This window comes from Pseudomonas sp. LY-1 (assembly GCF_053502595.1).
This window is the reverse complement of the sequence record NZ_CP094354.1, coordinates 110,235-131,782: the sequence shown is the minus strand read 5'-3', so window position 1 is coordinate 131,782 and position 21,548 is coordinate 110,235. Positions and strand designations below refer to the sequence as shown.

Sequence of the window (21,548 nt, the reverse complement as noted above, 5' to 3'; positions counted from 1 at the left end):
AACTGGCCCTACGATTAGTAACGAAACCCTACAGAGAGTTTCCCCTGTAGTCGATACCCAGGATTTTGTTAATCTCTCGACCCCAGTAACCACGGGCCCCGCAGATCACCACCTGTTCACTTGGCTCGGCGTCGCATGAATCTGTAGTCGATAGATAGCAGCCGTAATTTGTAGTCGATAGGCTTCCGTCCACCTCGTACAACAGCCGTAATCTGTAGTCGATGGTGCGCGGCACCTTCGATCCGCAGCCGTAATCTGTAGTCGATAGCAAAGAATTGGGTGGCACTGCTACGGGCAATGGCCGTCCAGGCATAGCCGTAATCTGTAGTCGTATCGAGCAAATGGCTGCTATCGCAGCCGTAATCTGTAGTCGATAGGCTCAGGTGAGGACAGGAAAGACTATTTATTGGCGATTCCACGCAGGAGTGGGGCAAAACATCGAGAAACGTCAAAGAAACGGCGAATAAATATAAATATCATTTAAAAACAAGGATTTACGGAGTTTTTGCCGTAGGCAAAGGCCAGGCTGGCAAATTCAGAGCACAAAATGGCTTGAAATCGAGCCATAAAAACTCAAACTCGTGCTACGTGCACAACCCAACAGCCGGAATCTGTAGTCGTTAGACGCAGCCCAGGGCCTTCATCTGGCCTGTGGATAACGGCCGGAATCTGTAGTCGTCACAGCCGGAATCTGTAGTCGCATCAGCCGTAATCCATAGTCGCAAAGCCGGAATCTGTAGTCGCAATGCCGTAATTTGTAGTCGATAGTCCTCTGGAGGCCCCGTGGCACAAGGGCTCCAGCCTTCTAAAAACAAGAGAACAACAAGAGAAAAACAATTAAAAGGCTTTTAAAACTGGAAAGCTGATTTTCTGAAGGTTGAGAAGCAAAGGCCAAATCCAAAGCCAAAAGCAGACTCAGAATCCGAGGGCCGTTTTTCCGACGACAATACGGTTCGAAAGCAGCACACCCACCAGGTCGGCGAGGAGAAAATGATCCCAACCGAACACGACCTGGAGGAACCCAATGAATACTGCCGCTTTCGCGGGCGTCGCAGCTTATCTGCTCAGCATGGCTGCTATAGCGCCGGAGCCGGTAAGCCTAGCTGTAGGCGTTACGACGATCGTAGACGTCCAGCAGCACTACACCATCATCGACAAGATTGGTACTTCCTACACCGGCGGGCCGGTACTTAACCTTTCAGAGTGGGAGGTCAACCTCGAGGGTGTCACTGACATTCAGCTGGCCTTCAACGCTGAAGGGGTCCTGGATGTCGCTACGGTAAAAGCTGACAAGCTCCACCTGGAGGAGGTGCTGAATGGCTTGAGGAGCCAGCTGCAAATCAGCACTGATGAATCCAGCCTTGGCTTTGAGAACGTGACTTTCTTGTCTGGCTCCACCGAGGTGGTTGTCGAATCGCATCCCCTGGACACCCAATTCACAGTCAATTACATCAGCGCCGACTTCAAACGCGCACGCACCCAAGCTCAAAAACAGTACGCCTAACTAAATCACAGAACAGCCCTCCTCTTTCCATACAAAAACCAGTTCGCTTCAAACCAAAAAAAACAGCCATAAACCCGAACTGATCGGCAGGATACCTAGCAATCAGTTCGGGATAAGCAGCGGAAAAAAGGCCCGTACCATGATTTAGCCTTGAAAATATGGCGTTACGTATTATCATCCCCCTGTATTCAGCAAATGCAGGGATTGTCATGCAGCAGTCAAGCGAGCAGTTTGAAGAAGAAACGGTCAACTACACCGACTTCGACGCCCTCCTCTATCCCCCCCAGTTCGCGGCCGACTGCTTCGGCCTTACCACCCGTCGCCTCAAAGATATTGAAGACGAAAACGGCATCGAGATTCGCCGGGTTCCGCGAGGAACTGTCACCTCAAGGGCTTATACGCTTCGCGATATTTTTGACATCGCTGCGCTTCGCCGAGCGAAAGGTTACGCAAAGGGACTGCCTCGGCAGATTGTTATCTCAACGTTCGTGCAGAAAGGCGGTACCGGAAAGACGACAACCTCAGTCAACTTTGCGGTATTCCTTCAGCTTGCAGGTCTGAGGGTGCTTTGCGTTGATAACGATCCTCAGGGCGATTCGTCCAGCGTGTTTGGCTACGATCCAGATCTCGCACTATCAGATCTCGAGGCGATGGGAATACCAGCCGATCGCTATGTCGCCGGCCATTTTGGCAGCCTCCTGAGTCCCGATCTCCGGGTGAGATGCTTTGATCCGATGACTTTCGAGGAAGTCGTCAAGAAGCCATTCGGTGAGAACGGGCCACACCTGATTCCTGCCGATGCATATCTGGAAGACCTGGCCGTGGCACTCGATGCCGAAAACAATATGGACTTCTGGTATGCAGGGTGGCTTGAGCGGGCGCGTAGCGGAGAAATCCCAGGTGTCGATATCTCCTCCTATGATGTGATTCTGTTCGACAACGCGCCTACCGCCTCCAGGCTCACCAAGAACTCCATTGTTGCCAGCGACTTTGTGCTCTGCCCTGTACGGATGGATAAGTTTTCATTCAGGGCGCTGATGCGGCTAAACGACTGGATGGTTCGATTTGCGAAAGCATATCGCCGCTCTCCAGGAGTGCTCGCTATCCCTACGATGTTCATTCGCAACCGCAAACGCATCCTCAACAACCTGGTCGTCCTGAACGATCTTTTCCCTGGTCGGGTATCTGAGGAAAAACTCTATTACTCCGAGGATTACGGTAAAGCGCTTGATCAAGGCGTTCCCCTGCTGGTCTGGAAAGGTGCCTCTTCCAAGACTATTGACTCGATGCGCAGTGTTTTCGGTGAGGCGTTGAAACGAATACGCGATCTGGCCGCTCAGTGATTTGAGGTGGTGCTCGGAGCACCAGAGCCGTTAGATTTGAGTGGTGCTCGGAGCACCACTCAGCGAATTCAGAAAATGGTGGTGCTCGGAGCACCACTTATAACTTGAGAATATGAGTGGTGCTCGGAGCACCACCACTAGGTTTCGGAGGAAGTATGGCCAAGTCGGAGGATTACCCAGGTCAAAAAAAGACCCCCCCTCTTTGGGTCACCGGGGTTCGCCCGCCAGCGGAAATTGCTGAGCCGAATCTCAGGGTTTCCGTTGCAGACATGCTCGCAGCGCAACGGGCGGAACAGGAGGACAGCGCTCCAGTTCCAACCCCGGTCGCAGCTCCAACGCCAGGCCATAACGATGAATCTCTTGCCGCAAGTGACAGCGGCGTCCTCGCTGAAGTAAAGGTCGAGTCGATTCGGGTATCTCCCTTTCAGCCTCGCCTGACCTTCAGCGAGGCTGCTATTGAGGATCTGGCGAACTCGATCGCCTCTGTTGGGCTGGTAAAGCCGTTGACGGTTCGTCCTATAGGGGAAGGAGCGTATGAGCTGATCGGCGGCGAGCGTCGTTGGCGTGCTCACAAGCTGCTGGGCAGAGAAACCGTCACCGCCTATGTTCGCTCCGTTACGGATGCAATGGCGAAGATCCTGGCCTTGACCGACAACGAGGGACAGGAAGCTCTAACCGAGTATGAGCGCGGTCGTTCCTATGCCGCGATTATGCGAGCTGGGGAAGAAAGTTCGATTCGTGCTCTGGCGCGCAGAGTAGGGGTCAACCATTCGATAGTTAGCAGATGCCTTCTCCTAATGGATCTGCCAGAGGAGGTTCGAGCGATACTCGACACGAATCCAGGGCTTATCGGTGGGAAATGGGCAAAAGACTTCATTGAATTCAGTCGTACCGAGCCGGCGTTGCTTCTGCAAGCAGTTACCTCTATGCGCGATCATCAATGGACGCAGGAACATGCTCTGCGGTGGTTAGCGAAGGAGGTTGCCTCGCGTGATCAGCAGAAAACGCCGAGCAAGTTCACCGAAAAAGAAATCAGTGGGATAGGCAAGGTTCGCGTAGATGGGAAAAAGGTCGAGCTTCGATGCGAGAAAACTGTCGACGCGAAGCGGCTGGCTGAACAATTTGAGGAATTTTTGAAGGCCATAGACCGCTCCCTAATCACAAGCGAATGATTATCAATTATATTGTAATGAATGATTTCAGACGCGAAACTGGTTAGAAAACGTGAACACGAAGGCGAAGTGCCATGACAGAATATGGTTTTTCAGACTTCGAGATAGGGATATATGGCAACCGCAGTCGCGCAACCAGAACTCAGAGTGGTGCAACCGCAGACACGATTCACCGCTCTCGCACAGCTGCCAAAGATTGAGCCTGAGCATTTGCTCGGCCTGAGCCGTATCGAGCTGTTTTCAGTGATTTCAGAGCACTGGCTGAAGTGTTCAGCCCCCGCGCGGATTCACATGTTGAGCAGCGAAGATCGGTTCATCCGCGGCGAGGCGCGGGCTCAAAACAAAGCATTAAGCGTCACGCAAATTTGCGCAGACCAAGCGCCAGGGGTTATCTATGAGCAATTCAACCAAACACCGTATCTCGCTGGCGTATGAGCACGAAGGTGAGGTGCGGCAGGCTTCAGCTGAGTTGAACCTAACGAAGGCGAGCATCATCTTCAGCGGGCTCCCGAGCATAAAATTCCAGGTCTCTCTAAGCGATCCTGAACAGGTCATATTGCAGTTGCCCACAGACCGCAAAGGAAAAAAACCAACGGTGTCTTGCGACATCTCCTCGATTCCTGAGCTGGAAGCGGCGATGGGGGAGGTGCGCAGGCAAGGCTGGCTAAGGCCGAAGGTGTCAGTGAGTGAGTGTGAATGAACCGAGGCCGATGCCCTGCTCTGAGGTCGAGGCGCTTGAAATCGATATCCAGGAAGCTCACAAGCGCATCCCTTTGCACGAATCGCAATTGACCGCTCAGCTCATTCGCTACTCTGGTTGCTTGCGTACGCGCGGAGAGTAGGCCGAGAGCCGCAGGCCTAGCACAGAAGCTCCAAGGGAGGCTGTCCACGAGCTGTCCCAGGCTCCGGACGGGAAATGATCTACATAGATCTCCGCGATAACCTATGCTTCCACCACAGCCAGCCCACTTTCCTTCTGTAGGAAGGGATCGAGCTTACGGCGGTCAAAAAACTCAAAAAGCATCAAATTAATGAAACTTATCACGCCTTAAATGGTCAGTGATGGCCTAATGTTTGCTGTAGACATGGCCCTAGCTTATGCTGTGCTATGAGACAACTTTTTTATAGGTGTTGCCGTTCTGCAACCAGTTTACGAGCTGAAAAGATGACGAACTTTTGACGCCGTTTTTTGTGTAGTGGTGCAGAACTGTATATTTATACACTGATTAGCATGCAGCCTTTGCCTTGACAGAAAATACCGAGATTCAGCCATGATCACAAAGATGCCGCCTCATGTAGTCAGAAGCTTTCCCTACTGGGAGACGCCACCGGAGCCGGGCCAGGATTTACATGAATTGAAATGGGGTGTCATGGAAGTCCTTTCAGACAAGTCGCTTAGATTCGTTGACACAAAACCAGATCAAGAAGCTCTCGAGGAATTAATAAGCCAACTTCAAGAGAAGATTTAATATTGATTTAGATTTATTGTCCTGGGCTTCTGTAGATCACAACCCCTGCTTAAACGGCAGGGTTTTTTTTGCGTGAATATCGACGACAGGTCAACAAAATGATCGCAAATTCAGGCGCAAAAACGACCTGAAAAAGCGTCATTTATGTATGTATTCGACTTATCGTTCCTAGATGAACATGGAACGAGAAGCTGCTTATGCAAAGCTATGATTTGGAGTTTCACGATTACGCTCAGCTATTTCCGCTAATCATTGGTGATGACTACGAAGCCCTGCTTGAAGATATCGATACCAACGGACAGCGTGCCCCGATCGTTCTCCATGAAGGAAAGATCCTTGATGGGCGCAACCGATACCGCGTTTGCAAGGATCTGCTGATCGAACCCCGAACAGAGGAATACACAGGAGATGATGCCCTGGGTTATGTCCTCTCTCTGAACCTCTATCGACGGCAGCTCACCGTGGCACAACGGGCTTTGATCGCTGCCGAGCTGTCCTCACTGCGCGGGAGTAGCGCTATCACTGTTGACCTGGAGAAGGCCGCCGGGCAGGAGCTGGAAGCCGCCAAAATGGCTATTGAGGAGGCAGCCAAAGTCCTGGGTATCAGTCCGCGCTCTGTGTCTTCTGCGTGCAAGGTTGTGCGGGACGGTGCCCAAGAGCTGCTGGATGCTGTCAAGTCCGGCGAAGTGAGCGTATCCGCAGCTGAACAGGTGGCTAAGCTGGGGAAAGAAGCACAGCAAGAGTTGTGTAGCCGTGGGCCTAAGGCTATTCGTAAGGCCGCGAAGGACATGAGGGAGGAGGGCAGATCGAAACCTGCATTGTCCAATAAGCCACTTCCGCCCTCAGAAAAAAACGGTTCCCTGCCTCCGCCGGTGCCGCTTGACGATGATGAAGATGCTGATTCAGCACAGGATGCGCCGGCTAACCAAATAGCCGCGATTGAGCAAGAGTCGGACGTTTTCTATACCTCGGAGAGAAAGCCAGCGGCTCAGCTACTGTTCGAAATGGCTGATGCCGGAATGCAATTTGGTCGAGAAGCTGAGGGCGTTGCCGACGACATCATGAACGAGGTTGAAGAAGGCCTCGATCTTCAGTTCCTTGCCTTTGTTGTGGATGTAGCAAAGAGGCTGGAGAATCGGGTGAAGGCAAAAATGCAGGCCCGATATGCTGAGGAGACGTGAGGGTTGGGATTTTCTGGAAGGGTGATTTCATAGGTTAAAGCCCGAACAGAAAAGGAGTACCCCACATGCAAACACCTCAGGACGACACCGTAATGGATTTTGGCCCGAACCTCTTCGGTGGCGAGGGTGGCTCCGCGTCCATCCCTTCCGCTGATGATGCAGATGCTACGAACGAGGCCCTGGAGGGTGCGGCGAGTGTTTCTCATCAGATGACTGAAGGTTGTATCGAAGAGAAGTCAGCCGAGGCCGGCGGCGTCCAGGCTGGTGGTAACAGCGCTCCCTCGAGCAGCGATGTTGCACCTGGCGTGAACACTCAACAGTCCGCCACTCAAACCAAGGCAGGGAAGTCCGAAGTAGGCACCAAAGCCTTGTCCAGTGTGAAAGCAGCCGTGAAGGTTTTCGAAAGCATCAATGGCTTCGACGAGCAAAGCGCGACTCAGCGTACCGTTGTTCGCGATCTGATGTTAAAGCAGTCCGAAGCCATGGAACTCAAGCTCCAGGGCAAGAAACCTCCCGAGGGTGAAGACTTTGATGCCATTGCTAAGCAGCTCCGGCGCGAGAACAACCGCCTCGACTCCCTGCTTGAAGGAAAGGAATCACTGTTCGGCAAGGCCCGGAAAGCCGCCGAAATTGCGATCGAAAACATCCAGGGCGTAATTGCCGAAATCAACCGTTTGGAGGAGGAGGCTTAGCCCTCCTGGACGCCATGAACAAGAAACTGTTCGCCAATATCCAGTTTTACGCCTTCTGGCCTTGCGCCGGATACCTTGCAGGCTATGCATTCCTTGCATCGGCAGGCATGATCTAACCAGCAGCCCTAGCAAGCCTGGCGCGCCCCGTCACGGCTCAGGGCCATGAAACCCAAACCAAGGAGACAAGATGTCCCTCATCACCGAGTACCGAGCCACAGAGGAAGCCATCAAGGAGCTTCAGGACCGACTGGAGAAGCTGAGCGGAAATGAAGCCCTTTTGAAAGAGATGGAGTTCGAGAAAAAGCTGCGGGCCTTGATGTCTGAGTATGGCAAGAGCCTGCGTGACATCATCGCGATTCTTGACCCGGACTATCGAAAGCAGATTACCCATCAGCCTGGCAAACCTCGTGCGCAACGAGCAGTCAAGATCTACCGCAACCCCAATACGGGTGAGCTCGTTGAGACCAAGGGCGGCAACCACAAGACGCTCAAGGAGTGGAAGCAAGAGCATGGCGCTGATGTAGTCGAGACATGGCGAACCCAGTGAGTTTGCGCTTCCGCTGATCTTCCAGAATAAAAGGCCGGTGATCCCGGCCTTTTTTGTGAGCTCGGTTTGGTCGCCGGGAGCTTGGGTTTTTTCAATTGAATGAGAACTTGAAATGGAGGTAAATAACTATCAACGGAGGATCAAATGGATAACACTGAAAACGTCGATGAACGCCTGTTGGCCGCGGTTATGGATGAAGCGCAAACGGACTTCAGCATAGCCAGTATTGCAGTTGAGAAGATCCGTCAGGGAGCTGAAAGCATCGCCGCCGGCATGCACGGTCGCAACCATGTAAAGGCGTCATTCGAGCATCATGACGGTACCCCGATGTCGCCTGAAGAAGCCTTGGCTCACCAGTGTGTCCATGCGGCAAGTATCGGAAAATCCCTCGGCCAGGAATTTGGGGTTTGGGGAGCAATGGAACCAAAAACCAACGTAAGCTCTGAATCCCACCGTAAAGGGGCTTTCCGATCTCCAGCTCACCCGCCAGGCATTACTCTCTGATCAGTGCCTCGATGATCGGGCAGATCGTTCCGCCGTCTCCCGCATCACATTGCTGCACCAGTTCGCCTAACAGTTGCTGCATGACGACCAAGTCGGCCATCTTCTGCTCGATCAACGCGAGCTTGCGTGCAGCCCGTGCTCGCGTTTCGGCACAGGCGCACGACTCATCCAGCGTCAGCAGTCCACCGACTTCCGAGAGCGTGAAACCCAGCGCCTGAGCCCGCTTGATGAAACGCAGTCGCTTCACCATGTCCACCGGATAGCGCCGATGGCCACCCAAGGGTTTGGCTGGTTCATCCAGCAGCCCGCGTCGCTGGTAGTAGCGGATCGTCTCGACGTTCACCCCGGCGGCGTCTGCCAGCTTGCCAATGGTCAGCTCTGTGGCCATCACTTTCTCCTTGATTCCGTACTTTGGTACGGAGTTTAGAATAGCACCTAGGCAATCAGGCTCAGGAGATGGGAATGGGGATGCAACTCACCGGGAAAGGCTCGCTGGTCGCGAGTTCGCTGACCGCCATCGGTGCGTCGGTGTGCTGTGTCGGGCCACTGGTGCTGTTGGCACTCGGTGTCGGCGGTACGTGGGTGGGCGCTCTGACCATGATGGAGCCACTACGCCCCCTCTTCATCGGGTTGACTCTACTGTTCCTGGGATTGGCATTCCGCAAGCTCTACCTGGTGCCACAGGTTTGTACGCCAGGTACACCCTGCGCCGATCCGCGCACGCTCGTGCGACAGCGACTCGTGTTCTGGATCGTCAGCGTGCTGCTGCTCGGCCTATTGGCCGTGCCGTGGCTCGCCCCGCTGTTCTACTGAAGGAGATTAACCATGCGCAAACTGCTGATCGCCGTGCTTTTCGCCTTGCCCTTCGTGGCGCTGGCGGCTCCCCCGAAAACCGTCACGCTCGACGTGCAGAACATGACGTGCGGACTCTGTCCGATCACGGTCAAGAAGTCGCTGGAGAAGGTGTCCGGCGTGAGTGACGTCCAGGTCAATTTCGACCAGAAGACGGCGACCGTCACCTACGATCCCGATAAGGCCCAGCCCGAGGCACTGACTGAGGCGACCGCGAACGCGGGATACCCCTCCACAGTGCAGAAGTGAGGTCACGATGAGCGCCATTGTCCTTGAGTCCGTGCTGACTTGCCCGCGCTGCGGCTTCGCCAAGCCGGAAACCATGCCCACGGACGCCTGCCAGTTCTATTACGAGTGCAGCAACTGCAAGGCGCTGCTGCGCCCCAACCCAGGGGATTGCTGCGTTTTCTGTTCGTTCGGCTCGGTGAAGTGCCCGCCGATCCAGCAGCAGCTTGGGTGTTGCTCATAGCGTTTAGGGGGATCACAGGTCGTCGTCTGGATTACGCAGTGGCCGCAGCTCGCCGCGCGCAACTTCTTCCGGTACCGCAAAGGAATACCGCCCGAGCATGTTGATGTGCTCGTAGATCAGCGGCGATAGCCGGGCCAAATCCTCTTCCAGCACTGGATAGCCGTGCTGCTTGAGCCGTTCCACGGCCGCCGTCATGTAGAGGGTGTTCCACAGCACGATGATGTTCACCACCAGGCCCAGAGCACCGAGCTGGTCTTCCTGGCCTTCGCGGTAGCGCTGGCGGAGCTCGCCGCGTTTGCCGTGGAACACGGCGCGGGCCAGGCTGTGCCGGCCTTCGCCTCGGTTCAACTGGGTCAGGGTGGCGCGGCGCTTGGACTCGTCGTCGATATAGGTCAACGTGTGCAGAGTCTTTTCGATCCGCCCGAATTCGGCCAGCGCCTGGGCCAGCCGGGTGGGTCTATCTCCCGTTTGCAGCGTGCGCATGATGCCAGTCGCCGGCACCCGGCCGAGTTTGAGCGAGCCGGCCAGGCGCAGCAGGTCGTCCCAGTGCTCGGCGATCAGGTCGAGTTTGACCGACTGGCGGGCCAGCCCGTTGAGCTTGCCGTAGTCCGCGTCCGGGCGCGTGCGCCAGAAGCGGGTACCGCCGACATCGGCCAGCCGCGGACTGAAGTGGTAGCCAAGTAGGCGGAAGAGCCCGAACACCACATCGCTGTAGGCCCCGGTGTCGGTCATGATTTGCGTCGGCTGCAACTCGGTCTGCTGTTCCAGCACGACCGCCAGCAACACCAGGCTGTCGCGCAGCGTGCCGGGCACGGTGATGGCGTTGAGGCCGGAGAATTGGTCGGAAATCAGGTTGTACCAGGTGACACCCCGGCCGGTGCCGAAATACTTCGGATTGGGGCCGGCATGCACGGTGCGCACCGGTACGACGAAGCGCATGCCATCGGCGGAGGCGACCTCGCCGCCACCCCAGACTTGGGCCAGTTCCAGTTGGCTTTGCGCTCCGACCAGGATGGCGTTAGCCGCTGACAGGGTGTCGTCGCGGATATAATTCTGGCTGACCCAGGACAGCCGGTCACGGCGCAGCGCCGGGTTGTCGGTGCGGATCAAGGGCTCCAGGCCGGTGTTGCAGGCCCCGCCCAACAGCACCGCGCAGAGGCTGGTGACCAGGTTGTCGGCGCGTGCATTGCGTTCGGAGACATGGGTGAAGGCCTCGGAAAAGCCAGTGCGGGCGGCGATTTCCAAGAGGATTTCCGGCAGATCGACACGCGGCATCAGGTCAGACACGGCCGCCCGCAGTTGCAGCAACGAGCAGGGCTCGTCCAGCTTGTCCAGCGCCCCGAGCGACAGTTCGGTCTTGCCCTCGGTGTTCTCGCTCAGTTGAATCGCCGGGTTGTCGGGCAGGCGCGCGGCTACTGCCAGCCAGGTTGCATCCAGCTCGACGGACAAGGCGTCCAGGGTGGTTTTGGCGTCGATGGTCAGGCCCAGTGACCGGCAGATGATCGGTCGCGCCGCCAGCCATTCGGCACCGTCGAGCAGGCCAAGGCGCGGGTCGGCATAGCGCCAACTGGGCGAGACGAAGACATCGCGGCGGCGCAGGGCCGTGCGCAGCGCATCGAGCGTGCAGAACACATAGGCACCCATGTCGAGGGAGCCATCTTCGCGGGTGATGTGCTTCTGCCAAGCCTTGGCCACGATCTCCTGCGGCGCGTCATCCTCTGGCTTCCGGCGCGGCAGGTTCAGTTGCAGCCACTCCAGACTAGCCGCCACGCCCTTGCCGGCCGGGCTGAAGCCGAAGCGGATGTGCTTGAGCAGGTCGGGCAGGAAGCGGCGCACGCTGCGGTAGCGCGCTTCCAATGCAAGAAAATAGACGTCATCTACCGGGCGGATCAGCGCGTTGACCTCTTCCAGGGCCTTTTCCAGGGTGGTCCTCGGCAGGTCGTTGAACAGCCGGGCGCGCACGTTGTCATCGCTGATCGAGCTGTCCAGCACGACCTTGCACGCGGCGGCGAGCGTCGCGGCCGACCGATCCAGGTCTTTCAGGCTGCGCATGCGGGCTTTCTTGTCGGCCTTCTCCGCGTTGCTGAACAGGTCGCGCAGCAAGGCCTCCAGGACTTCCAGTGCGTCGTCGTGCGCAGTCGCCTCCAGGCAGAGTGCGAAGGCCACCAGTGTCGCCATCCGCCGCGACGCCGGCAGCCGATTAATCGCGGTGACCTTGGCCGTGTTGGCGAAGCGGGCCAGGGCGGCGATACGGCTGGGAGGGATGTGCGCCGCCGCCGGCAAGGTGATGCCGATGCCGCGCACGTCATCGAGCCGGCGCAGTGCCCGAATCAACGCGGGGCCACTGACCATGACCGGGCCGGAGCGCAATTGATCCAGCCGGGAGCTGCGGTTGCCTTCGGCCACCGTCAGCAAGTCTTGCAGTTGCAATCGCTGTTCCTCAGTCACGCTGCGGCCCAGCGTAAACCAGAGGCGTTCTTCGACCCGACTGCGCAACTGGGCGATAAAGCGCTCTAGTTGAGACACACCAGGCAGGAGGACTTTCTGTGTGAACAGCCACGAGGTGGCTCGCTCAAACAGCACTCCCGGCCGGTCGGTGCCCGTCCAGCAGAGGGCATACAGCCAGCGGCTCAAGCGAAAGCCGATGCCCGGATCGGTGAAATGACGATAGCCAAAGCGGTTCTGAATATCGGTGGCATGTATCCAGCGGCGATGATCGCTATAGCGCTGGAGGCAGTCGGGGTCTGGAATCGCCAGTTGTCGGCAAAGCACCTGCAGGACTTCCACCGGCACGGCGGCGGGCTTGTCCGGCAGAACGCCAACGAAGCGGACGGTGGTCAGCAGAACGGCATAACCCAGACGGTTATGGTTACCCCGCAGCACCTGGATGGCTTCACGGTCTTCATCGCTCAGGTGGAAGTAACGTTCCAGCTCTTCACGGCTGGGCGAATCAACATAGCGGCCAAAACCGTCGCGTTGCTCTTGAGTCAGAAAACCGACCGGCATTGATCACAGCACCTCGACGCAGAACACGGCGGGCGTGACGATCCGCGTGCGTTCGATGTGCCCGCGTTGCAGCAGGCCGGCGCGGCGATCACCGGTTACCAGGTAGTCCGCATCGCCCGCCAAGGCCATGGCCAGCAAAAACGAGTCATCCGGATCATCGGCTTCGACCTCGATGGTCAGGCGCTCCAGTACCACAGCCCGTTGCAGGTTATTGATCATGGCGCCCACCTTGGCGGGCTGTAGGATGGCCTGAAGCTTGGGATAGCGGCTGGCTCGACGAATTTCATCGAGTTGCATCCGCGAGGTCACCACCTCGAAACGCGCCGCCCGCCAGGCACGGTAGATCGCATCGGGCGCGCCATGTGGCGAGATCAGGGCGCTGAACAGGATGTTGGTATCCAACACGACCCGCATCAGCGCTTACGTGCCCAGTCGAGCGCTTCGTCAACCGCGTTGGTCAATTCTGCCTCACTCAGATGGGCGTTAGCGGCCTTGGCCTGCTCAGCGCTCAGCTCCAGGATGTGTGCCCGTACCGCTTCTTCGATGAAGCGCGACAGGTCGCCCTTACGGCCGCCGCCCTGGCTGGCCAGAAACATCCGAAGCGACTGGTCGGTGTCGGCCGAGACGGCGACATTCCAGCGAATGGTATTCATAGCGTTCTCCGCTAATAGGTGTTTGTGTGTTTATACGCCAATCACAAAGGGCGATGCAATGGTTCGACAAAACGAAGGTTTTGCCGAACTCTATCGAGGAATGGCTCGTGTCGTTTTCAGAAGACGGCTGCACTGAACGTCAGAAGCCGACTGCACTATAGCAGCGGAGGGGTTGGATCCATCAGGCAACGACGGGCTGCTGCCGGCCATCAGCGGACGCAGGGAGGACTTTCCGCAACCGGCCGTTCGATGCGGCACCGATGGCCTTCGCGCAGGGGTAGTGAATCCGCCAGGATTGACTTGCGCTGCCCTACCTCTCACTAGTGAGGGGCGGCAGCGCATCAAGCGGTGAGCGCACTCCGGCACCGCCAACTTTCAGCACATGCGTGTAAATCATCGTCGTAGAGACGTCGGAATGGCCGAGCAGATCCTGCACGGTTCGAATGTCGTAACCGCTGCGGAGCAAGGCCGTCGCGAACGAGTGGCGGAGGGTGTGCGGTGTGGCGGGCTTCGTGATGCCTGCTTGTTCTACGGCACGTTTGAAGGCGCGCTGAAAGGTCTGGTCATACATGTGATGGCGACGCACGACACCGCTCCGTGGATCGGTCGAATGCGTGTGCTGCGCAAAAACCCAGAACCACGGCCAGGAATGCCCGGCGCGCGGATACTTCCGCTCAAGGGCGTCGGGAAGCGCAACGCCGCTGCGGCCCTCGGCCTGGTCCTTCAGCCACCATGCCCGTGCACGCGACAGCTGCTCGCGCAGGCTGGGTGCCAAGCTCTCGGGTAACATCAAGGCCCGATCCTTGGAGCCCTTGCCCTCCCGCACGATGATCGTGCCGTGATCGAAATCCAGATCCTTGACCCGCAGTTGCAAACCCTCACTGATCCGCATGCCCGTTCCATACAGAAGCTGGGCGAACAAACGATGCTCGCCTTCCAGAAAACCGAGGATGCGAACCACTTCATCCGGGGTCAGCACCACCGGCAAGCGCCGCGACGGCCGAGGTCTTCCGATCTCCTGAAGCCAGGGCAGATCCGTGCACAGCACCTTGCCGTAGAAGAACAGCAAGGCCGCCAATGCCTGACGATGCGTGGAGACCGAAACCTTGCGCTCGTTCGCCAGCCAGGACAGAAATGCCTCGACTTCGCTGCTGCCCAAGGTTGCCGGGTGACGCACACCGTGGAAACGGATGAAGGCACGAACCCAGTGGACATAAGCCTGTTCGGTTCGTAAGCTGTAATGCAAGTAGCGTATGCGCTCACGCAACTGGTCCAGAACCTTGACCGAACGCAGCGGTGGTAACGGCGCAGTGGCGGTTTTCATGGCTTGTTATGACTGTTTTTTTGTACAGTCTATGCCTCGGGCATCCAAGCAGCAAGCGCGTTACGCCGTGGGTCGATGTTTGATGTTATGGAGCAGCAACGATGTTACGCAGCAGGGCAGTCGCCCTAAAACAAAGTTGGGCGTGACCAATGCAGCGTGTCGTCGGGCCACATAGAACACCTAGAAGTTCACAAGAAAGGTCGGAAATGGAACGAAGTAGCAATGAAGTCAGTAATCCAGTTGCTGGCAATTTTGTATTCCCATCGAACGCCACGTTTGGTATAGGAGATCGCGTGCGCAAGAAATCCGGCGCCGCCTGGCAAGGTCAGATTGTCGGCTGGTACTGCACAAATTTGACCCCCGAAGGCTACGCCGTCGAGTCTGAGGCTCACCCAGGCTCAGTACAGATTTATCCTGTTGCGGCGCTTGAGCGCATCAACTGAGTTCAAGGTTGAAGTGCGCCGCTCAACGGTCAAACCGGGCATCACCGACTACAGCCCAACTTGTCGCTCCAGCGGACGGCTTCGCCGCCCGCTGAGCTAATTCGTTAGGCATCACAAAGTACAGCATCGTGACCAACAGCAACGATTCCGTCACACTGCGCCTCATGACTGAGCATGACCTTGCGATGCTCTATGAGTGGCTAAATCGATCTCATATCGTCGAGTGGTGGGGCGGAGAAGAAGCACGCCCGACACTTGCTGACGTACAGGAACGGTACTTGCCAAGCGTTTTAGCGCAAGAGTCCGTCACTCCATACATTGCAATGCTGAATGGAGAGCCGATTGGGTATGCCCAGTCGTACGTTGCTCTTGGAAGCGGGGACGGATGGTGGGAAGAAGAAACCGATCCAGGAGTACGCGGAATAGACCAGTCACTGGCGAATGCATCACAACTGGGCAAAGGCTTGGGAACCAAGCTGGTTCGAGCACTGGTTGAGTTGCTGTTCAATGATCCCGAGGTCACCAAGATCCAAACGGACCCGTCGCCGAGCAACTTGCGAGCGATCCGATGCTACGAGAAAGCGGGGTTTGAGAGGCAAGGTACCGTAACCACCCCAGATGGTCCAGCCGTGTACATGGTTCAAACACGCCAGGCATTCGAGCGAACACGCAGTGATGCCTAACCCTTCCATCGAGGGGGACGTCCAAGGGCTGGCGCCCTTGGTCGCCCCTCATGTCAAACGTTATGCCGCACTCACCCCCATGGAGTTTTGATGTTCAAACTTTTGAGTAAGTTATTGGTCTATTTGACCGCGTCTATCATGGCTATTGCGAGTCCGCTCGCTTTTTCCGTAGATTCTAGCGGTGAGTATCCGACAGTCAGCGAAATTCCGGTCGGGGAGGTCCGGCTTTACCAGATTGCCGATGGTGTTTGGTCGCATATCGCAACGCAGTCGTTTGATGGCGCAGTCTACCCGTCCAATGGTCTCATTGTCCGTGATGGTGATGAGTTGCTTTTGATTGATACAGCGTGGGGTGCGAAAAACACAGCGGCACTTCTCGCGGAGATTGAGAAGCAAATTGGACTTCCTGTAACGCGTGCAGTCTCCACGCACTTTCATGACGACCGCGTCGGCGGCGTTGATGTCCTTCGGGCGGCTGGGGTGGCAACGTACGCATCACCGTCGACACGCCGGCTAGCCGAGGTAGAGGGGAACGAGATTCCCACGCACTCTCTAGAAGGACTCTCATCGAGCGGGGACGCAGTGCGCTTCGGTCCAGTAGAACTCTTCTATCCTGGTGCTGCGCATTCGACCGACAACTTAGTTGTGTACGTCCCGTCTGCGAGTGTGCTCTATGGTGGTTGTGCGATTTATGAGTTGTCACGCACGTCTGCGGGGAACGTGGCCGATGCCGATCTGGCTGAATGGCCCACCTCCATTGAGCGGATTCAACAACACTACCCGGAAGCACAGTTCGTCATTCCGGGGCACGGCCTGCCGGGCGGTCTAGACTTGCTCAAGCACACAACGAATGTTGTAAAAGCGCACACAAATCGCTCAGTCGTTGAGTAGCAGGCAGATGCGGCATAACATGAAGTTGCAGCCGACCATCACTCCGCTGCGCTCCGTTCTGGCGGCTGAACTTCGGCGTTGAACGACAGCTTTCCCAAAAGCTCTACGGCTGCTCTGGGTCGACACCGGTAATCGGATCGTTGCCGCACTGAACAGCGCCCCGTTCCAGGTCGCCTCCATTTATGCGGCTGAACCGAGGGAGAGCAGCTTTACGCCGTCTGGCCGCAGTTCGCCCTTGGGCGACACGTGCCGGTAGAGCGTCTGCCGGGTAATCCCGAGTTCTTCGCAGAGATCGCCCACCTTGGTTTCCGGTTGCCCCATGCTGGCCATCGCCAGGCGTAGCTTGGCGGCGGTCATCTTGAAGGGGCGCCCCCCTTTCCTGCCGCGAGCGCGCGCCGAGATAAGTCCAGCGACTGTTCGCTCGGAAATCAACTCACGCTCGAACTCGGCCAGCGCGGCAAAAATACCGAACACAAGCTTGCCGGCGGCAGTCGTCGTGTCGACCGCCGCACCGTGACCGGTCAGGACCTTCAGGCCCACGCTACGCGCAGTTAGGTCGTGCACGGTGTTGATCAGGTGGCGCAGATCACGGCCAAGCCGATCGAGCTTCCACACGATCAGCGTGTCCCCTTCACGAAGCGCCTTCAGGCAAGCAGCCAACCCTGGGCGATCATCGCGCCTGCCCGAGGCCAGATCCTCGTAAAGGTGCGCAAGGCTCACACCAGCGGCGATGAGCGCATCGCGTTGCAAATTGGTGGACTGGGATCCGTCCGCCTTCGATACCCGCATGTAGCCGATCAGCACCTTTTCACCCGTCACGTATACGTTCGATTATGTGACAGTGTGAGCCGGAAAGCTCTATCCGTCAAAATTTGTCACTTAACCCGTCATTTTGTTTAAGACATGCAAAGGGTGCATCAGGCAGGTAATGTGACAGAAATTCCGGCGGGATGCCTTCCTTCACGAAGGTGGCGCGCAACCGTTCCAAGGAAGCGGGATCGCGCCGACCATAGGAAGCCAACGCGAACAGCGAGCGTGCCGTCTCGGGGTTGTGTCGCGCTTCAATGATGGCCTCGTCGATGGCCTGGACTGCACGCTGCCAGTGATTGATGGGCTCGGGCTTCGGCGCTTTCGTCGGCAGGCCACTGGTGAACCCGGTTTGGGGCTCGGACCAGAATAGCTTTGCCTGCTCGCCTGGCGGGCTGATGTCCCTCACCTCAATCAAGCTGATTGCCGTTGCCGCCGCCTCCAGCATCTGTAACCGTACTATCGGATTCAGGGTTTCATACGGTCGCCACAGACTTTGCCCAGCACGCAGCGGATGCCCGCAGCCTTCCCAGACTTGGCGGGGATACCCCGCGCAGGTTCCGCACGCGGAAAGCGGGGTGTTCAGCTCATCGAGCAGCGTGCGAAGAAGTCGAAACCACAATCCGGCGTGGATGCGTCGGCGCGGCAGCTCCACGTGACCGGTTGTCAGTGCCTGCCAGGTACGCTGGTCCATCGCCGCAATCGCGTCGCTGGCGGTGCGCGGTTCGGCGTCGGCGTTCTCCCAGCCGAGAAACCGCCCTGGCACGCCCCAATAGGATTCCAGCCAGCAGCCATGCAGCGGGCAGCTCAGCATCAGGGGCAGCTTCCACGCGAGCAGTACGGCTTGGTTCTCCGGATCGCTCAGGCAGAGCGGACAGGCGCGGTTTATCGGCTGGCTGGGCAGCCAGGCACGCCAGCTCGTGATGGATCGCGTCTTACGGCGGAGTCTTGGCAGCAACACCGAGAGCTGAAACGCATAGGTTTCCAAGGCGTCTGGAATCTGGTCATCAAGGCTGTCCAGTAGCCAAGGCACCCATCCGGCGAAACTCATACAGCGCAGCCGGTCCAGCTCGATGCCGCTCCGCTGGGAAAGCAACGCCAGCAGCGAGAGTGGTGGCGCGGTGTCCAGGTCATCGACCTGGCCGTGACCAAGATCGTGCTCCAGCAGGTCGGGCTCCTCCATGTGATAGCAAAGGGCCACGCGGTTGAGCCATGAGGACAGCGCCTCGCCTTCTTTCGGGGCGGGATGCAGCGGCCAGCGCGGCGCAGGCTTCACATCAGTTCCCGCTCGAATTGCCGCCGCCGCTCGCTGGGTCCGGTGTAAACGGCCATGCTGAGTGTGCGATGGTTGATCGCTTCCTCGCCGCTCTCCACGGCGACGATGGCCGCCGCCATCAGCAAGTGCGCCAGTTCCCCTATGGTGCCCTCGCTGCGTGTGAGCAGGTAGCGAGCCATGTCCAGCGTGGCAATTGGGGAAGGCCGGCGCAGCGGGAGCGAAGCGGCGAAGCTGGCCAGCAGTGAGCAGCAATCGTCGTTGGCCTCCCATACCGGCAGCATCATCGGCTCGAAGCGATTTTCCAACTGGTCATCGGAGCGGATGGCTAGGTAGGCGTCGCGCGTGCCTACCCCAACCAACGGGATGCGCAGTTCGTTGCCGAGGAAGCGCAGCAGGTTGAGGAATTCCCGGCGGTTGACGCTGTTGCCGGCCAGCACGTTGTGCAGCTCGTCGATCACCAGCATGCGCACGCCGACCTTGCGCAGCAGTGCCAGAGCCAGTTGCTCCATTTCCGGCAACCGTGGGCGTGGGCGCAGCGGCGCGCCCATCGCGGCGAGCAGCGCGACGTAGAAGCGGATCACGGACGGCTCGGACGGCATCTGCACGACCAACACCGGGATGTGCTCCTGGTCGGCGTCGGAGCTGGCCGGGTGGGTGCGGCGGAACTTCTCGACGATCATCGACTTGCCATTGTTGGTCGGGCCGATCAGCAGCAGGTTGGGCATGCGTTGCTTGTTCGGCCAGGCATACAAGGCCTCCAGCCGGTTCAACGCTTCGACCGCGCGTGGATAGCCGATCCAGCGGTCGGCGCGAAGGCGCTGAATTCGCTCGCTGGCCGGCAGCCTTGCCAATCCCTGCGCCGCCGGAAGCAGGTGAGATAGGTCGATGCAGGGATACTCGTCCACGGCTACCACTCCTCGATCTGCTCGAACGGTTTGGCTGGCGGCAGGTTGCCAACCTGCGAGTCGGCGCTGTCCGCGTCCGGCGGTGTGGGCTTGACGGGTGGAGGCGACAGCTTGAGGTGCTGGCGTCGATCCGCATCACGCCGCGCCTTGCGCGTGGCCTTCTGCGCGGTGGACACGATCTCGCGCATCTGGCCGATCATGCGGAACAGCGCCGATTCATCCACCTGCTCGCGCCCGAGCTGCCGTAGCCGTGCCAGCGCCTGGCGCTGCTCCCAGAGCGTGACGGCCGGATGGGACAGGGTGCGGTACGGGATTTCCAGGTAGTGCTGTCCCTCCGGCTCCAGCACCCAGATACGGCTGATGTCGCGGGGATCGCGCCGGATCAGAAAGGACGGCCAGCGTTCACGCCGCGCAATCCACGGCTTGAGCGCATCGGCGTAGTAGTGGATGTGGTCGATGACAAAGCCGGTGCGGGTCAGCGTGCGCCGGAGGATCGGCAGAAAATCGACCAGGAACGAAGTAGCGCGTGTGACGACGGCCGGTACGCCGACACGCGCCACGGCCTCGGCCCAGCGCGCGGCCGGCGGTTGGAGCAGGCCGTTGTGCACCGAACCGTGGTAGGTGCCGACCGCCAATGTGAGCCAGCGCTCTAGCTCGCGCAGCGTCAGGGCGGCCTTGTTTTCGGAATCGTAGTCGCCGCGCTGGTCAGGGTTGGAGAAGGTCGTTCCCGGCAGTTCGTCGTGAATCATCTGCATCGCCGTGCCGATGATCCGTTCCACGATGCCGCCATAGTGCGGCTGTCCCAGCGGGCGATAGTCCAGCCGGATGCCATGCTGCTCGCAACCCCGGCGCAGGGCCTCGCTCTTGAACTCGGCCGCGTTGTCTAGGTAGAGCAGCAAGGGCTTGCCGCTCATCTGCCAATCCATTTCCACGTTCAGTCCTTCCAGCCAAGGGCGCTTGTCGCAGGCGACATGCACGAGGCACAGGCCAACCGAAACGGCAGACGGCGCTTCCAGCGTGACGACCATGCCGAGCACGCAGCGGGTGAACACGTCGATGGCGAGGGTCAGGTACGGGCGGCCAATAGGTTGCCGGTCGCGGTCATCGACCACGATCAGGTCGATGACCGTATGGTCTATCTGCACCTGCTCCAGCGGCGCGGTCACGGCAGGAGGCTCGCCGCCCACACCTTGTAGGTCACGAGCGGCATCCTGGCCTTCCCGCCGGCGGATGACCTTGCGCGGGTCAAGGCTAGCGATCCGTAAGGCCACGGTATTGCGCGCCGGCACTCGCAGTTTTTGAGCCTTGCACACCTGAGTGACTTCGCGGTGAAAGGCCGCTAGGCTGCGCTTCTGCTTGGTCAGGAACCGCTTTTGCAGTAGCTCGTGGATGACGCGCTCGACCGGTTCCGGCAAGCGCCCCTTACCTTTACCTCCACCGGACTGGCCGGGCACCAGATCCGTCACGAGGCCGCTGCCTTGCCGGGCACGCCGGATCAGAACGTATACCTGGCGCCGAGACAAGCCCAGCGCCTGAGCCGCCATATCGGCCGCTTCGTGCCCGACCGTCTCCGACTGCGCCAACGGACTGATGATCTCCGCACGACGGCGCGCACGCTCCCAAGCCTCATCAGGCAGAGTGGCCACGCCTTGTTCTGGAATCCGTGGGGTGTCCGTCGCCATGCTCACCTCGCTTTGGTGCACACGAGTATTGAGCATAGTCGAGATTGGTGCAGATCACTTCTGATATTGAACTGTCAGGAGCTGGCTGCACAACAGCCATTACGCCCAATCAACTGGTGCAGTCGTCTTCTGAAAATGACAGCTC

At 58.3% G+C, this 21,548-nt stretch carries 23 protein-coding genes and 1 pseudogene; 14 read left to right on the top strand and 10 right to left on the bottom strand.

Going from position 1 to position 21,548, the window contains the following annotated elements; genetic code table 11:
- The first annotated feature begins 1,024 nt into the window (after positions 1-1,024).
- From MOQ67_RS31465 to MOQ67_RS31430, 8 genes are all read left to right on the top strand, one after another.
- A complete protein-coding gene (locus MOQ67_RS31465) occupies positions 1,025-1,504 on the top strand; it encodes a hypothetical protein (RefSeq protein WP_011154371.1) in 480 nt (159 codons plus the stop codon).
- A 209-nt stretch (positions 1,505-1,713) separates the two neighbouring features.
- Positions 1,714-2,847, top strand: a complete 1,134-nt coding sequence (locus tag MOQ67_RS31460) for a ParA family protein (protein WP_011600725.1) — start codon at positions 1,714-1,716, stop codon at positions 2,845-2,847.
- A gap of 155 nt (positions 2,848-3,002) precedes the next feature.
- The gene (locus MOQ67_RS31455) at positions 3,003-4,019 is read left to right on the top strand and encodes a ParB/RepB/Spo0J family partition protein (RefSeq protein WP_172691855.1); all 1,017 of its coding nucleotides are present in this window, start codon (positions 3,003-3,005) and stop codon (positions 4,017-4,019) included.
- 394 nt (positions 4,020-4,413) lie between these two features.
- Complete coding sequence (locus MOQ67_RS31450) at positions 4,414-4,719, top strand: hypothetical protein (protein ID WP_011600727.1); 306 nt, start codon at positions 4,414-4,416, stop codon at positions 4,717-4,719.
- Between the two features lie 966 nt (positions 4,720-5,685).
- Entirely contained in the window at positions 5,686-6,669 is a 984-nt protein-coding gene (locus MOQ67_RS31445; RefSeq protein WP_172691854.1) for a ParB/RepB/Spo0J family partition protein, read from the top strand.
- A 65-nt stretch (positions 6,670-6,734) separates the two neighbouring features.
- On the top strand, positions 6,735-7,361 hold the full coding sequence (locus tag MOQ67_RS31440) for a hypothetical protein (protein ID WP_172691853.1): 627 nt from the start codon (positions 6,735-6,737) through the stop codon (positions 7,359-7,361).
- Positions 7,362-7,548: 187 nt separating this feature from the next.
- Positions 7,549-7,908 (top strand): histone-like nucleoid-structuring protein, MvaT/MvaU family, encoded by a 360-nt coding sequence (locus MOQ67_RS31435; RefSeq protein WP_016974335.1) that lies wholly within the window; start codon positions 7,549-7,551, stop codon positions 7,906-7,908.
- A gap of 144 nt (positions 7,909-8,052) precedes the next feature.
- Positions 8,053-8,412 (top strand): hypothetical protein, encoded by a 360-nt coding sequence (locus tag MOQ67_RS31430; protein WP_172691852.1) that lies wholly within the window; start codon positions 8,053-8,055, stop codon positions 8,410-8,412.
- Here the strand turns inward: MOQ67_RS31430 and merR are convergent.
- Entirely contained in the window at positions 8,402-8,800 is a 399-nt protein-coding gene (gene merR / locus MOQ67_RS31425; RefSeq protein WP_003089120.1) for an Hg(II)-responsive transcriptional regulator, read from the bottom strand. The two genes, MOQ67_RS31430 and merR, sit on opposite strands and share 11 nt — an antisense overlap.
- A 74-nt stretch (positions 8,801-8,874) precedes the next feature.
- Between merR and MOQ67_RS31420 the strand changes: the two genes are divergently transcribed.
- From MOQ67_RS31420 to MOQ67_RS31410, 3 genes are read left to right on the top strand one after another with little or no spacing between them, the layout of a single operon-like run.
- Positions 8,875-9,225: a mercuric transporter MerT family protein gene (locus MOQ67_RS31420; protein WP_003089115.1), complete on the top strand. Its 351-nt coding sequence runs from the start codon at positions 8,875-8,877 to the stop codon at positions 9,223-9,225.
- Positions 9,226-9,237: 12 nt separating this feature from the next.
- The gene (merP, locus tag MOQ67_RS31415) at positions 9,238-9,513 is read left to right on the top strand and encodes a mercury resistance system periplasmic binding protein MerP (protein ID WP_003150552.1); all 276 of its coding nucleotides are present in this window, start codon (positions 9,238-9,240) and stop codon (positions 9,511-9,513) included.
- Between the two features lie 7 nt (positions 9,514-9,520).
- On the top strand, positions 9,521-9,733 hold the full coding sequence (locus tag MOQ67_RS31410; protein ID WP_003089113.1) for a GDCCVxC domain-containing (seleno)protein: 213 nt from the start codon (positions 9,521-9,523) through the stop codon (positions 9,731-9,733).
- A gap of 12 nt (positions 9,734-9,745) precedes the next feature.
- Here the strand turns inward: MOQ67_RS31410 and MOQ67_RS31405 are convergent, their stop codons facing one another.
- From MOQ67_RS31405 to intI1, 4 genes are all read right to left on the bottom strand, one after another.
- Positions 9,746-12,739 (bottom strand): Tn3 family transposase, encoded by a 2,994-nt coding sequence (locus tag MOQ67_RS31405; RefSeq protein ID WP_003299771.1) that lies wholly within the window; start codon positions 12,737-12,739, stop codon positions 9,746-9,748.
- Positions 12,740-12,742: 3 nt separating this feature from the next.
- A complete protein-coding gene (locus MOQ67_RS31400) occupies positions 12,743-13,153 on the bottom strand; it encodes a putative toxin-antitoxin system toxin component, PIN family (protein ID WP_003150546.1) in 411 nt (136 codons plus the stop codon).
- Complete coding sequence (locus MOQ67_RS31395; RefSeq protein ID WP_003089107.1) at positions 13,153-13,392, bottom strand: ribbon-helix-helix domain-containing protein; 240 nt, start codon at positions 13,390-13,392, stop codon at positions 13,153-13,155. The genes MOQ67_RS31400 and MOQ67_RS31395 overlap by 1 nt, the downstream gene beginning before the upstream one ends.
- A 310-nt stretch (positions 13,393-13,702) precedes the next feature.
- A complete protein-coding gene (gene intI1, locus MOQ67_RS31390) occupies positions 13,703-14,716 on the bottom strand; it encodes a class 1 integron integrase IntI1 (RefSeq protein ID WP_000845048.1) in 1,014 nt (337 codons plus the stop codon).
- A gap of 206 nt (positions 14,717-14,922) precedes the next feature.
- On the opposite strand from intI1, the gene MOQ67_RS31385 reads away from it, so the two are divergent.
- The 3 genes from MOQ67_RS31385 (at position 14,923) to MOQ67_RS31375 (ending at position 16,733) form a co-directional block, all read left to right on the top strand.
- Positions 14,923-15,159 carry a trimethoprim-resistant dihydrofolate reductase DfrB1 gene (locus MOQ67_RS31385; RefSeq protein WP_063844476.1) on the top strand — a complete coding sequence of 79 codons (237 nt, stop codon included), beginning with the start codon at positions 14,923-14,925 and terminating at the stop codon, positions 15,157-15,159.
- Positions 15,160-15,287: 128 nt separating this feature from the next.
- Positions 15,288-15,842: an AAC(6')-Ib family aminoglycoside 6'-N-acetyltransferase gene (gene aac(6')-Ib / locus MOQ67_RS31380; RefSeq protein ID WP_071984682.1), complete on the top strand. Its 555-nt coding sequence runs from the start codon at positions 15,288-15,290 to the stop codon at positions 15,840-15,842.
- Between the two features lie 90 nt (positions 15,843-15,932).
- Entirely contained in the window at positions 15,933-16,733 is an 801-nt protein-coding gene (locus MOQ67_RS31375) for a subclass B1 metallo-beta-lactamase VIM-2 (protein WP_003108247.1), read from the top strand.
- A 180-nt stretch (positions 16,734-16,913) separates the two neighbouring features.
- On the opposite strand, the gene MOQ67_RS31370 is transcribed toward MOQ67_RS31375, so the two are convergent.
- The 5 genes and pseudogenes from MOQ67_RS31370 to MOQ67_RS31350 form a co-directional block, all read right to left on the bottom strand.
- On the bottom strand, positions 16,914-17,537 hold the full coding sequence (locus MOQ67_RS31370; RefSeq protein WP_003155741.1) for a recombinase family protein: 624 nt from the start codon (positions 17,535-17,537) through the stop codon (positions 16,914-16,916).
- A 61-nt stretch (positions 17,538-17,598) separates the two neighbouring features.
- Entirely contained in the window at positions 17,599-18,816 is a 1,218-nt protein-coding gene (locus MOQ67_RS31365; RefSeq protein WP_006122485.1) for a TniQ family protein, read from the bottom strand.
- Positions 18,813-19,721 (bottom strand): TniB family NTP-binding protein, encoded by a 909-nt coding sequence (locus MOQ67_RS31360; RefSeq protein ID WP_172691850.1) that lies wholly within the window; start codon positions 19,719-19,721, stop codon positions 18,813-18,815. The genes MOQ67_RS31365 and MOQ67_RS31360 overlap by 4 nt, the downstream gene beginning before the upstream one ends.
- Before the next feature lie 2 nt (positions 19,722-19,723).
- Positions 19,724-21,403, bottom strand: coding sequence for a Mu transposase C-terminal domain-containing protein (locus MOQ67_RS31355; protein ID WP_172691858.1), 1,680 nt, complete (start codon positions 21,401-21,403; stop codon positions 19,724-19,726).
- Positions 21,404-21,477: 74 nt separating this feature from the next.
- Positions 21,478-21,543: pseudogene (locus tag MOQ67_RS31350) on the bottom strand (hypothetical protein); the annotation flags it as partial.
- Positions 21,544-21,548: the final 5 nt, after the last annotated feature.

Excerpts from the sequence above, each read along its gene's own strand:
- MOQ67_RS31465 (WP_011154371.1), top strand. The coding sequence starts at position 1,025 with ATGAATACTGCCGCTTTCGCGGGCGTCGCAGCTTATCTGCTCAGCATG.
- MOQ67_RS31460 (WP_011600725.1), top strand. The coding sequence starts at position 1,714 with ATGCAGCAGTCAAGCGAGCAGTTTGAAGAAGAAACGGTCAACTACACC.
- MOQ67_RS31455 (WP_172691855.1), top strand. The coding sequence starts at position 3,003 with ATGGCCAAGTCGGAGGATTACCCAGGTCAAAAAAAGACCCCCCCTCTT.
- MOQ67_RS31450 (WP_011600727.1), top strand. The coding sequence starts at position 4,414 with ATGAGCAATTCAACCAAACACCGTATCTCGCTGGCGTATGAGCACGAA.
- MOQ67_RS31445 (WP_172691854.1), top strand. The coding sequence starts at position 5,686 with ATGCAAAGCTATGATTTGGAGTTTCACGATTACGCTCAGCTATTTCCG.
- MOQ67_RS31440 (WP_172691853.1), top strand. The coding sequence starts at position 6,735 with ATGCAAACACCTCAGGACGACACCGTAATGGATTTTGGCCCGAACCTC.
- MOQ67_RS31435 (WP_016974335.1), top strand. The coding sequence starts at position 7,549 with ATGTCCCTCATCACCGAGTACCGAGCCACAGAGGAAGCCATCAAGGAG.
- MOQ67_RS31430 (WP_172691852.1), top strand. The coding sequence starts at position 8,053 with ATGGATAACACTGAAAACGTCGATGAACGCCTGTTGGCCGCGGTTATG.
- merR (WP_003089120.1), bottom strand. The coding sequence starts at position 8,800 with ATGGCCACAGAGCTGACCATTGGCAAGCTGGCAGACGCCGCCGGGGTG.
- MOQ67_RS31420 (WP_003089115.1), top strand. The coding sequence starts at position 8,875 with ATGGGGATGCAACTCACCGGGAAAGGCTCGCTGGTCGCGAGTTCGCTG.
- merP (WP_003150552.1), top strand. The coding sequence starts at position 9,238 with ATGCGCAAACTGCTGATCGCCGTGCTTTTCGCCTTGCCCTTCGTGGCG.
- MOQ67_RS31410 (WP_003089113.1), top strand. The coding sequence starts at position 9,521 with ATGAGCGCCATTGTCCTTGAGTCCGTGCTGACTTGCCCGCGCTGCGGC.
- MOQ67_RS31405 (WP_003299771.1), bottom strand. The coding sequence starts at position 12,739 with ATGCCGGTCGGTTTTCTGACTCAAGAGCAACGCGACGGTTTTGGCCGC.
- MOQ67_RS31400 (WP_003150546.1), bottom strand. The coding sequence starts at position 13,153 with ATGCGGGTCGTGTTGGATACCAACATCCTGTTCAGCGCCCTGATCTCG.
- MOQ67_RS31395 (WP_003089107.1), bottom strand. The coding sequence starts at position 13,392 with ATGAATACCATTCGCTGGAATGTCGCCGTCTCGGCCGACACCGACCAG.
- intI1 (WP_000845048.1), bottom strand. The coding sequence starts at position 14,716 with ATGAAAACCGCCACTGCGCCGTTACCACCGCTGCGTTCGGTCAAGGTT.
- MOQ67_RS31385 (WP_063844476.1), top strand. The coding sequence starts at position 14,923 with ATGGAACGAAGTAGCAATGAAGTCAGTAATCCAGTTGCTGGCAATTTT.
- MOQ67_RS31375 (WP_003108247.1), top strand. The coding sequence starts at position 15,933 with ATGTTCAAACTTTTGAGTAAGTTATTGGTCTATTTGACCGCGTCTATC.
- MOQ67_RS31355 (WP_172691858.1), bottom strand. The coding sequence starts at position 21,403 with ATGGCGACGGACACCCCACGGATTCCAGAACAAGGCGTGGCCACTCTG.